Genomic DNA, 12,631 nt, shown 5'->3' with positions numbered 1-12,631 from the left:
TTTATCGAAGGCGCTGTGTGTCTTTTTAATGAAAAATACATAAAGTAAAATGGACATTATATCTTCGATTTGGTAAAATTCACTTATAGCATGAGAAAAGAAGGTGACAGCATGAGTATGCAATTTGAGCTGCAAAGGATCGAACGGATTGTGAAAGATATTGGTCTGCTTCGGCATCCGATTTCGATTCCGGTCAGTCGATATAAGATGTATGAAGGAAAACTGGAGCATGGAGAGCGGTGTGACATATCAGAATGGAAGGAATACGAGATTGAAACACCGTGGAATGCACTTGATGCCCATAGATGGATCAGAACAACGGTAACCATCCCGGAGGAAATGGATCAAAGACATGTGGAAATGGAAGTGCGATCCGGAAGGGAAGGACATTGGGATGCTACAAATCCACAAGTACTTTTCTATATCAATGGAGAGCTTGTGCAGGGAGTCGATGTGAATCACAGAGAGGTAACTATTGCACAGAAAGCACAGGCAGGCGATACATATGAGATTGCGATGTTGATCTACAGTGGCCTTGAGCCGGGCGAACTTATTTTCCACAGTAATCTCTTTGTGATCGATGACCAGATAGAAAAATGTTATTATGACTTTCTAGTTCCGCTGCAGACAGCAAGACTTCTCAGAAATGATGATGAGGATAATACGAGGCGGATTTTGACAAAACTCGGTCGTGCCGCAGATGTAATAGATCTTAGAAAAGCGTATAGCAAATCATTTTATGAGTCACTTCGGGAAGCAGAAAAGATTTTGCGGGAAGAATTTTATACGAAGATTGACGAAGATGCACCGATTGTCAGTGCGGTTGGGCATACGCACATTGATATTGCGTGGCTATGGACGGTTTCCCAGACAAGAGAGAAGGCGCTTCGCAGTTTTTCGACAGTACTGCGGTTGATGGAACAGTATCCGGATTATAAATTTATGTCAAGTCAGCCGATTTTGTATCAGTTTGTAAAAGAGCAGGCGCCTGAGGTATATGAAAAGATCCGTCAGAGGATTCTGGAAGGACGCTGGGAAGCCGATGGAGCAATGTGGCTTGAGGCAGACTGCAACGTGACCGGAGGAGAATCGCTTGTGCGCCAGATTATGAAAGGACAGAAATATTTCCGTGAAGAATTCGGTGTTTCCAGCAAATCGCTCTGGCTTCCGGATGCGTTTGGATATTCGGCGGCGCTTCCGCAGATTTTAAAGCGCTCCGGGATTTCGTATTTTATGACGACAAAAATTTCATGGAATCAATATAATCAGCTTCCGAATGATACGTTTTTCTGGAAGGGAATGGACGGAAGTGAGGTATTTGTCTTTATGCCGACCGCCTGTGATTTTGATATTATACAAAAGTATGTCAGTCCGTATTCCGATGTAAGAAATACAACAACTTACACAGGAATCATTGATCCGAGTATGACACTTGGCACATTTAAACGATTTAAAAACAGAGATCTCACAGAAAATACAATGATGCTGTACGGATATGGAGATGGTGGGGGTGGTCCGACAAAGGAAATGCTGGAAGAGGCGAAACGTCTGCAGTATGGTATGCCCGGACTGCCGCGGCTTGTCCTTGAACGGGAGGAGGATTTTTTTGACCGGACATATGAAAAGCTGTCCGCGCATCCGCAGATGCCAAGATGGAACGGGGAACTGTATTTTGAATATCATCGCGGAACACTGACCTCGATGGCGAAAAATAAATGGTTTAACCGGAAAAATGAGACACTCTATGAACAGATTGAGACGCTTGCATCTATGTTGGACGAGCAGGGGGCAGATTATCCTCAGGCAGTAATTGAGCGCGGTTGGGAAATTCTAATGCTGAATCAGTTCCATGATATTTTGCCTGGCACCTGTATCGGCGAGGTTTATAAGCAGACAGACCGGGAATATGAAGAAATTTATCAAAATGGAAGGAAAGCGCTTTGCCGACTTGCGGATACTGGTGCAGCTAAGCTCCGTACAAAAGAAAATGCGATCGTTGTTTACCAGACAAAAGGATATGATCGCAGTGATGTGATAATTGTCGAAGGATTGGAACATACTGCGATTAAAAAAATTGTGGAAGAAGACAGCCGGGAACTTCCGATGCAGCGCCTATCAGATGGCAGAATCGCATTTTATGCAGAAGGAATTCCTGCGATGGGATACAAAGTGTTTTACTATGTAGATGGAAGTGATGGAGCTGATACTGTATCTCCGCAAATAGGATGCACAGCGGATGAGAAAGAAATCTACACATTTGAGAATCGGTTTTACCGTGTTCAGTTCAATGCGTCGCTTGAGATTATTTCGTTAGAAGAGAAAGAAACAGGAAAAGAATTTATTCAGGAAGGCCGTAAGGGAAATGAGCTGATGGCATATGAAGACCGACCAATGAAATGGGATAATTGGGATATTGATGTTTATTATCAAAAGAAGCCTTATGCAGCAGATACCGTTTCCGATGTAAAGCTGCTGGAAGACGGTCCGGTCAGGAGAACGCTGGAGATTCAGAAACAGTTTGTGGATTCTGTTGTAACACAGAGGGTACATTTGTATCATGATCTTCCGCGGATTGATTTTGAAACGCATGCAGACTGGAAAGAACATCATGTGCTTCTGAGAGTAAATTTCCCGGTAGAGATGAATACAGCGAAGGCAGCTTATGAAGTACAATTTGGAAATGTGGAACGTGAAACGACAAACAATCACAGTTGGGACAGCGCCAAATTTGAAGCTTGCGGACATCGCTGGGCAGATCTGTCGGAAGATAACAATGGAATCAGTCTGCTAAATGACTGCAAATATGGATATGGGATTAAGGAAGGTAATTTGTCCATGACGCTCATCAAAGCGGGAACATATCCGAATGAGAATGCCGATATCGGTGAGCATGATTTTACATATTCTATTTATCCGCATGCGGGAAGATGGCAGGATGCAAAGACGGTTGAACAGGCGTATAATTTGAATGTGCCGCCAGTTGTTGCGCTTAAGAGAGGTTCTGCGGAAAATGCATATCCGGACTGGAAAGAACCATGTGCACAAAGCTTTCTTACATGCAATGCAGACAATTGTTTTGTCGAAGTGATAAAGCGGGCAGAAGACGGGAATGGGTTTATTTTGCGCATGTATGAAAATAAAAATCGATTTACAAAGACAGAGCTTCTGTTCGGAAGAAAGATCAGCAATCTGTACGAATGTAATCTGATGGAAGTCAATGAAAGAGAAATTCCGCTTTTAGGACAGGCAGCAGAGATTACATTCCGGCCATATGAGATCAAGACATTCCGGATAGTGTTTGAATCAATATAACGTTTGGAGGGGATGACATGAAACGATCAAAGATCAATCAATGTATCAGAGAAATGGAACAGTTGGCAGAGCAACATGGATTTGTATTGCCGCCGTTTTGTAACTGGACACCGGACGAGTGGGAGACGAAATCACATGAGTATGATGAGATCAGGGATAATATGCTCGGGTGGGATATTACAGATTATGGGCTTGGGGATTTTGACAAAGTTGGATTTGCACTTGTCACAATCCGAAATGGCAATCAGAATAATCCGAAATATAAAAAGGTATATGCAGAGAAGCTTTTGATGTTGAAAGAAGGGCAGCATTCACCAATGCATTTCCATTGGAAAAAATCCGAAGATATCATTAATCGCGGAGGTGGTATCCTGATTATCCATCTTTACAATGATAAAGGAGACGGAAGCTTTGATGACAGCGATGTGCTTGTAAATTCAGACGGGCGTTCTTATTATGTAAAGGCCGGAACAGGAGTAGAACTGCGGCCGGGAGAGAGTATTACACTGTGGCCGCACCAGTACCATGATTTTGATGTGAAGGAAGGAACAGGAGACGTTCTAATCGGTGAAGTTTCCATGTGCAATGATGATAACACGGACAATCGTTTTTATGAAGAAGTAGGACGTTTCCCTCAAATAGAGGAAGACGAGGCTCCGTATCGTCTTCTTTGTAATGAATATCCGGAAGCAAAATAAAATAAGATTATAAGGAATCGAGAAAGCTTTGGATCACGGCAAGACATTAGAGTGCAGCGTTAGTGGTCCAAAGTTTTTTTATTTACTCCAAAATTGAAAATGCAAAAAGAAGAAAAATTATTGACAACTAACTATAATTAGTATATACTAACTAAAGAAATAAAGAAAAGATCATAAAGAAAGAAGATGAAATATGATGCCTTTATCAATGGTAAAACCGGGCGAAGCAAATGTGATCCGCAGGTTGGCGGGAAAGAAGAGACAAAACGGTTTCTCGAAAATCTTGGATTTGTGATTGGCGGAAATGTGGAAGTGATATCGGAAATAAGTGGGAACCTAATTGTCAATGTGAAACAGTCAAGAGTGGCAATCGGTAAGGATATGGCGAATAAAATTATGGTTGAGATGAGATAAGGAGGATATCTGTTATGAAAACATTGCGGGAGATACCTTGTGGCAAAAGCGCGAAGGTTGTGAAACTAACCGGAGAGGGTCCGACAAGAAGGCGGATCATGGATATGGGAATTACGAAAGGTGTGGATATTTTTGTGAGAAAAGTAGCTCCGCTTGGAGATCCGGTGGAAGTTACCGTACGTGGTTATGAGCTGTCAATTCGAAAAGCAGATGCGGAAATGATTCTGGTAGAATAGTATATTTTTTTAAACAAAGGTTAGTTAAAGCTAATAAAAATAATCATAGAAATAGTAAGAAAGGAAGCGAGAGAGATGGCAATAAAGATTGCGTTAGCGGGTAATCCTAATTCCGGAAAAACAACGCTGTTTAATGCATTAACAGGTTCAAATCAATTTGTCGGAAACTGGCCGGGAGTAACGGTTGAGAAAAAAGAGGGAAAATTAAAGGGGCATAAAGATGTAGTGATTATGGATCTTCCGGGAATTTATTCCCTTTCACCCTATACATTGGAAGAGGTTGTGGCAAGAAATTATCTGATTTCAGAACGTCCGGATGCTATTTTAAACATTGTAGATGGGACAAATATTGAACGGAATCTGTATTTATCCACTCAGCTAATGGAACTTGGAATTCCGGTTGTGATGGCGGTTAATATGATGGATCTTGTGGAAAAAAACGGAGATCAGATTGATACTGCAAAATTAGGAAAAGAACTTGGCTGTGAAGTCATAGAGATTTCTGCTTTAAAAGGAACCGGAATACGCAAAGCGGCAGAAAAAGCAGTAGCTGCGGCGGGAAATCATTACAAAAAGCCGCCGGTACACAAGTTTTGTACAGAAGTAGAGCAAGTTTTAGACGTGATAGAAGGTAAGATCCGAGGAAGTGTTCCGGAGGAACAGGAGAGGTTCTTTGCGATTAAATTGCTGGAACAGGATGATAAGATTCAAACGCAATTAGGATCTGCCTTACCGGATGTTTCGGAGGAAATAGATCAGATTGAAAAAAGGATGGAGGATGATACAGAAAGTATTATTACAAACGAACGTTATCTGTTTATCTCTTCTGTAATCGGATCATGCTGCCGGAAAAATCGTGATCAGAAGTTGACGACATCTGATAAGATCGATCGAATCGTTACGAACAGATGGTTAGCATTACCGATTTTTGCTATTGTTATGACGCTTGTGTATTATATATCGGTATCTACCATTGGAACGTGGGCAACGGATTGGGCGAATGACGGAGTGTTTGGAGAAGGATGGCATTTATTTGGAATCGATTCTATGTTTATTCCTGGAATTCCGGCACTTGTTGCATCAGGGTTGACAGCAATTGGATGTGCCGGCTGGCTGCAAAGTCTGATTCTTGACGGAATTGTTGCAGGTGTCGGAGCTGTGCTTGGATTTGTTCCGCAGATGCTTGTACTGTTTGCTTTTCTTGGATTTCTGGAAGCGTGCGGCTATATGGCGCGAGTGGCATTTATTATGGACAGAATCTTCCGTAAATTCGGACTTTCCGGGAAATCATTTATTCCAATGCTGATCGGAAGTGGCTGCGGCGTACCCGGAATCATGGCTTCCAGAACAATTGAAAATGATCGTGACCGGAAAATGACGATTATGACAACGACATTCATTCCGTGCGGGGCAAAGCTGCCGATTATTGCATTGATTGCCGGTGCGCTGTTCGGCGGTGCATGGTGGGTTGCGCCGAGTGCATATTTTGTTGGAATTGCTGCAGTTGTTTGTTCTGGAATTATATTGAAAAAAACAAAAATGTTTGCAGGGGAACCGGCGCCGTTTGTTATGGAACTTCCGGCATACCATATGCCGACAGTGGGAAATGTGGCACGCAGCATGTGGGAACGAGGCTCTTCTTTTATTAAGAAAGCAGGAACTATCATTCTGCTATCAACGATTGCGCTCTGGTTCCTGATGAGTTTTGGCTGGATTGATGGAAGCTTCCGTATGTTAGAAGCAGAACAGTTGAACCACAGTATTCTGGCAATGATTGGAAGCGTGATCGCGCCTCTTTTTGCGCCGCTTGGATGGGGAGACTGGAAGATGGCAGTTGCGGCTGTGACAGGACTGATTGCAAAAGAAAATGTTGTGGGAACATTTGGTGTTCTTTTTGGATTTGCAGAAGTAAATGCAGAGAATGGAATAGAAATCTGGGGACAGCTTGCAGGAAGTCTGACAGCGGCAGCAGCATATTCTTTCCTTGTGTTTAATCTGCTTTGTGCACCGTGCTTTGCAGCAATGGGAGCAATTAAAAGAGAGATGAACAATGCAAAATGGTTCTGGTTTGCTATTGGATATCAGACATTGTTGGCTTATGCAGTATCTCTTTGTGTATATCAGATCGGCACGTTTGCAGCAGGAGGAGCTTTCGGAGCAGGAATGATCGCAGCAATGATTCTGGTAATTGGATTTATCTATTTCTTAGTAAGACCATATCATGACAGCAGGCAATTGAGTATTGCAGTCAGCAGAACGGCAGGGGCAAAATAACTTTTATCTGATACAACATGTGAAAGCAAAGAAGGAATGATGGAATATCATTTCTTTTTTGCTTTTTTAGAGTGAAGAAAATCTTACTTGGTTATTGTTGGAAAGGAAATTAGAAAGTGCTATAATAGGAACAACATTTTATGGAGAGAAAGGTCAGTATAGTTTTTGACAGGAAGGAGAGCGGAAATATGAAAATTGTAGTACCGGATTATGAACATAGTATTTTGAATTTGATGAATTCGATTTTAAAGTATTATGGAGCGGAGTATCACTATAAACCCCTTTCCGAGGCAGAGGAGTTTTTGAAAGGTTCCTATCGCCATATCGTATTGATGGTTATGGATGGTATGGGAAGCAGTATTTTGGAACAGCATTTGGAAAAAGACAGTTTTTTGCGGCAGCATATGAGAAATAGGATCACTTCTGTATTTCCACCGACAACGGTGGCTGCAACAACTACATTTGACAGCGGAATTGCTCCGGCAGAGCATAATTGGCTTGGATGGACGCTGTATTTTCCGGAGGTAGGAGATAATGTAGCAGTTTTTACGAATCGGAAAGAAGATGGGACAGTTGCGTCAGAAGAGTTTGTTTCAAGAAAATATCAGTCATACGAGAAAGTAGGAGATAAGATCAGAAAAGCCTCTCCGGCAAAAGCATATACCGTATCGCCTTTTGGAGATTATCCTATAGATACATTTGACGAATTGCTTCAGGGAGTGCGTGACTTATGCAGTAAAGAGGAACAAAATTATATCTATGCCTACTGGCCGGAGCCGGATCATACGATGCATGAGTGCGGCTGTGGTTCTGAGTCGGCGAAAGCCTGGGTGACTCTTATCAACCGGGAGTTGGAGAAACTTTCAGAAGAGTTGAAAGACACATTAATTTTTGTGACAGCAGATCATGGACTTTTAGATACAAGGAATGAATCTCTGACAGAATATCCTGCTATTATGGAGTGTCTTGAGCGGATGCCTTCTATTGAGCCTCGGTCGCTGGCGTGCTATGTGAAAGAAGGAATGGAGGAGCAATTTGAAGCAGAATTCCGAAAGTGCTTTGGAGAAAAGTTTTATTTGTATACAAAAGAAGAAGTGATCAAAAGCAGATTATTCGGTCCGGATGTGATGCATGAACGATTTGCAGACACAATTGGAGATTATCTGGCAGTAGGGATTGATGATGTGACAATTTTTAATTCTTCGGAGGAAAAAGATTTCTTTATTGGAGTCCATGCAGGATTATCAGAAGATGAAATGTATGTTCCGCTTATTGTCATTGACAGAAAATAAATGAACCACAGCAGGGCAGTTTCTTGCCTGGCTGTGGTTCTCTTTTTAAAGCGATTTATTTGTCATGAATTTCGCTGTGCAGTTCCTGAAGAGATTTGACATCTTCATCGCCGTGTTTCAGTACGTGATGGATTCCGCTTGCAGTTGCTTTTGCGGCAGCGATTGTTGTCATGTAAGGAACTTTTGCTTTGATTGCAGCTTTTCTCAGGTAACTGTCATCGTTGACGCTGTCTTTTCCGACAGGAGAGTTGATGATCAGCTGAATTTTGTTATTTGTAATTAAGTCAAGGATGTTCGGACGTCCTTCTGTTAACTTCAGAACTCGTTCTGCTTCGATTCCGGCAGAACGGATCAGTTCGCAAGTACCTTCTGTTGCTACGATCTTGAAGCCGTTATCTGCAAATTTCTTTGCAACTTCCACAACTTCTGCTTTATCTTTGCGGTTTACAGAAATCAGAACAGTTCCGCCAAGCGGCAGCTTGGACTGTGTTGCTTCCTGTGCTTTGAAGAATGCTTCACCGTAAGAAGGAGATAATCCTAATACTTCACCGGTAGAGCGCATTTCCGGTCCAAGTACCGGGTCTACTTCCTGGAACATGTTGAATGGGAAGACCGCTTCTTTCACACCGTAGTATGGAATCACCTGTTCTTTCAGAGCCGGTACCGGTGATGGACGGCCTGTCAGTTCAGAAGTAATGATATCTGTTGCGATCGGAACCATGCGGATGTTGCATACTTTGGAAACAAGCGGTACTGTACGGGACGCACGAGGATTTGCTTCAAGTACATATACCTTTCCGTTCTCAATTGCGTACTGCATGTTCATAAGTCCTTTGACATGCATCTCTTCAGCAATTTTCTTTGTATATTCTTTAATTGTTTTTACATTTTCTTCAGAGATATGTGCAGATGGAATGATACATGCAGAGTCTCCGGAATGTACACCGGCAAGCTCAATGTGCTCCATGACAGCCGGAACAAATGCGTGTGTTCCATCGCTGATGGCATCTGCTTCACATTCTAATGCGTGATTTAAGAAACGGTCAATCAGGATTGGACGATCCGGTGTCACGCCAACAGCAGCTTTCATGTAGTTTACCATAGCGTCATCATCGTATACGACTTCCATTCCGCGTCCGCCAAGAACGTAGGAAGGACGAACCATAACCGGATATCCAATCTTAGAAGCGATTTCAAGGGCTTCTTCTACTGTAGTAGCCATTCCTGACTCCGGCATCGGGATTTCCAGTTTTTCCATCATTTCACGGAAGAGATCACGGTCTTCAGCAAGGTCAATGACAGATGGAGAAGTTCCAAGAATCTTTACGCCATTTTTCTCAAGCTCTGCAGCAAGGTTTAATGGTGTCTGTCCACCGAACTGAGCGATTACACCGAGAGGTTTTTCTTTCTTGTAAATACTTAATACATCTTCCAATGTCAGTGGCTCGAAATACAATTTATCAGAAGTATCGTAATCTGTGGAAACGGTTTCCGGGTTGCAGTTTACGATAATTGTTTCAAAACCGAGTTTCTTGAGCGCCATAGAAGCGTGTACGCAGCAGTAGTCAAATTCGATACCCTGTCCGATACGGTTTGGTCCGCCGCCAAGAATCATGATTTTTGGTTTACCTGTCTTGACAGGATTCTTATCTTCTGCATTGTAAGTAGAGTAGTAGTATGCGCTGTCTTCTGTACCGCTTACATGTACGCCTTCCCATGCTTCTTCTACGCCGATTTCAATACGGTGATTGCGGATTTCTTCTTCCGGAATCTCCAATACCTGGCTTAAATATTTGTCCGAGAAACCGTCTTTCTTGGCAGCAACGAGCATTTCGTCAGACGGCAGGCTGCCTTTGTGTGCTTCTAATGCAGTTTCTTCTTCTACAAGCTCTTTCATCTGCTCAATGAAGTAAGCTTTTACTTTTGTGATTTCGTGAAGTTCTTCTACAGTTGCACCTTTGCGAAGCGCCTCATACATAATGAAGTGACGCTCACTTGATGGAGTGATGAGCATTTTCAGAAGCTGTTCTTTTGTCTTTTGACGGAGATCTTTTGCATTTCCAAGACCGTAGCGACCTGTTTCAAGACTGCGGATTGCTTTCTGGAATGCTTCTTTATATGTTTTACCGATACTCATAACTTCACCAACGGCTCTCATCTGAGTACCAAGTTTGTCTTCAACACCTTTGAATTTTTCAAATGCCCAACGTGCGAACTTGATTACAACATAGTCTCCGTCCGGAACATATTTATCAAGTGTGCCGTATTTTCCGCAAGGAATGTCTTTTAAAGTCAGACCTGTTGCAAGCATAGCGGATACAAGTGCGATTGGGAATCCGGTTGCTTTTGATGCAAGAGCAGAAGAACGGGATGTACGAGGGTTGATTTCGATTACGATATCACGGTCTGTCTTTGGATCATGTGCCCACTGAACATTTGTACCGCCAATGACCTGAACAGACTCAACGATTTTATAAGATTTTTCCTGAAGACGTTTCTGAACCTCTTCTGAAATAGTAAGCATTGGTGCAGAACAAAAAGAATCCCCTGTGTGAACACCAAGAGGGTCGATGTTTTCGATAAAGCAGACAGTAATGATATTATTGTCTTTGTCACGAACAACTTCAAGTTCAAGTTCTTCCCATCCGAGAATGGATTCCTCTACAAGAACCTGTCCGACAAGGCTGGCCTGAAGACCGCGGGCACAAACTGTTTTTAACTCTTCCTTATTATATACAAGTCCGCCGCCGGCGCCGCCCATTGTATATGCAGGACGAAGAACAACAGGATAACCAAGTTCATCAGCAATCTTTAAAGCCTCTTCTACGGAATAGGCAACTTCGCTTCGTGCCATTTCTACACCAAGCTTGTCCATTGCTTTCTTAAATTCGATACGGTCTTCTCCACGCTCAATAGCGTCTACCTGAACACCGATTACCTGTACATTATATTTATCTAAAACACCTGCTGCAGCAAGTTCTGAACAAAGATTAAGCCCAGACTGTCCTCCAAGATTCGGGAGCAGGGCATCCGGACGTTCTTTAGCAATAATCTGTTCGAGACGCTCTACATTTAATGGTTCAATATAAGTAACGTCTGCTGTTTCAGGGTCTGTCATAATAGTTGCAGGGTTGGAGTTTACTAATACGATTTCATACCCCAGTTTACGAAGGGCTTTACATGCCTGTGTTCCGGAATAATCAAATTCGCAGGCCTGTCCGATAATGATTGGACCGGAGCCAATGATAAGTACTTTGTGAATGTCTTTTCTCTGTGACATACGTGAATCCTCCTTATATTTTCATAAAAAAATCAAGTTTCTGTAAGTTGACTTTTTTCTCGCTATCATACATTATAGCGAAAAAAGCCAAAAAGGAAAGAGTAAAATTCATATTTGTGCATTTTGACTAAAAAAATACAGTTAAAAGAGCAAAAAGTATCTTTTTAGCCAAAATGCGTTTAGGGCCGCTAGATTACAAACAGAAGAAAACGGTTCACTTCATACCAGTCATCTGATGCAAAACCTACGGTAGTCGGGTTGATCAGAGAAGCGCCCGGATAGAAACTTCTGGAATAGGCAATATTGTGGTCTTTGTAGGTGACTTCAACCTCAAAATATTCCGGGAGATCGATCAGACATTGTTTCAGATTTCCTTGAAGCGCCTGAGTGGCTGCTTCGCGGATGCGGCGCTTCACAAGGGCTGGACTTAGTGACTGGGAGCGGCCCCCAACATCTTCCTTGACAGCAACCGTTGTCAGATCCGGGCAAAATTCTTTGCCAAATTCACAAAGCGCTTTATCACCGGTCAGGAGTACACTTGGAACGCCATAGTAGGAAGCAAGCATACTATAGATCATAAATTCTGAAGCAGGTGTGCCGTTTACGCGGATAGAGTGAATGACGGAGCCGTTAATTGTGTGGCTCAGTACATTGCCGTCCAGTCCGGCAGCGCTGTGGTAACCTATAAAAAATGCTGCGTCAAAAGTCTCGTCCAGTCCTTCGATCATCTTTCGTGGTTCCCGGCTCCAGCCGCGGATCAGCTGTACATACTCCGGCATCTGTTCTGCATAAATATTGGTAGCAGAAGCGTGGGCGTCTTTGATGACTACAAGGTCAGCTCCGGCAGCGTGGGCGCCTTCTGCTGCGGCAAGAACTTCTTCGGTCATTTCCTGGCGGCTTCTTTCGTAATCATGGCCGCCGATATTGGTAGCCGGCCAGTTCATAGTAAATGCGGTTCCTTCGATATCAGCACTGATAAATACTTTCATAATTGAGTAAAACTCCTTTCAGTTCATTTATTCCTATTATACCATGAAGCATACAAACTGTGGCGGGAAAAATGAATGAATTTGATAGAAGAACAGGCTTGCTTTTCAAAGAAAAACAGTATACCATCAATGTATA

General features: G+C 42.7%; 7 protein-coding genes and 1 pseudogene. 6 read left to right on the top strand and 2 right to left on the bottom strand.

The genetic code is table 11. The features are described from left to right. The first annotated feature begins 111 nt into the window (after positions 1–111). The 6 genes and pseudogenes from DWX73_RS01025 to DWX73_RS01000 all read left to right on the top strand — a co-directional run bounded on the left by DWX73_RS01025 (position 112) and on the right by DWX73_RS01000 (position 8,226). Positions 112–3,312: an alpha-mannosidase gene (locus tag DWX73_RS01025; RefSeq protein ID WP_118346282.1), complete on the top strand. Its 3,201-nt coding sequence runs from the start codon at positions 112–114 to the stop codon at positions 3,310–3,312. 17 nt (positions 3,313–3,329) lie between these two features. Then, positions 3,330–4,010 (top strand): D-lyxose/D-mannose family sugar isomerase, encoded by a 681-nt coding sequence (locus tag DWX73_RS01020; protein WP_118346281.1) that lies wholly within the window; start codon positions 3,330–3,332, stop codon positions 4,008–4,010. 193 nt (positions 4,011–4,203) lie between these two features. Further along, positions 4,204–4,424 (top strand): annotated as a pseudogene (locus DWX73_RS01015) (FeoA family protein). Positions 4,425–4,438: 14 nt separating this feature from the next. Continuing rightward, positions 4,439–4,660, top strand: a complete 222-nt coding sequence (locus DWX73_RS01010; protein WP_118346280.1) for a FeoA family protein — start codon at positions 4,439–4,441, stop codon at positions 4,658–4,660. Positions 4,661–4,735: 75 nt separating this feature from the next. After that, on the top strand, positions 4,736–6,934 hold the full coding sequence (gene feoB / locus DWX73_RS01005) for a ferrous iron transport protein B (protein ID WP_118346279.1): 2,199 nt from the start codon (positions 4,736–4,738) through the stop codon (positions 6,932–6,934). 188 nt (positions 6,935–7,122) lie between these two features. Further along, the gene (locus tag DWX73_RS01000) at positions 7,123–8,226 is read left to right on the top strand and encodes an alkaline phosphatase family protein (RefSeq protein WP_118346312.1); all 1,104 of its coding nucleotides are present in this window, start codon (positions 7,123–7,125) and stop codon (positions 8,224–8,226) included. Between the two features lie 55 nt (positions 8,227–8,281). Here the strand turns inward: DWX73_RS01000 and carB are convergent, their stop codons facing one another. Continuing rightward, positions 8,282–11,506, bottom strand: coding sequence for a carbamoyl-phosphate synthase large subunit (gene carB, locus DWX73_RS00995; protein WP_118346278.1), 3,225 nt, complete (start codon positions 11,504–11,506; stop codon positions 8,282–8,284). Between the two features lie 188 nt (positions 11,507–11,694). Then, positions 11,695–12,495 (bottom strand): M55 family metallopeptidase, encoded by an 801-nt coding sequence (locus tag DWX73_RS00990; RefSeq protein ID WP_118346277.1) that lies wholly within the window; start codon positions 12,493–12,495, stop codon positions 11,695–11,697. Between the last annotated feature and the right edge of the window lie 136 nt (positions 12,496–12,631).

It is taken from the genome of Coprococcus sp. AF21-14LB (assembly GCF_003458885.1).
Taxonomy (GTDB): domain Bacteria; phylum Bacillota; class Clostridia; order Lachnospirales; family Lachnospiraceae; genus UBA9414.
The sequence above is the reverse complement of the archived record's forward strand: the minus strand, read 5'-3'. Positions and strand labels throughout refer to the sequence as shown.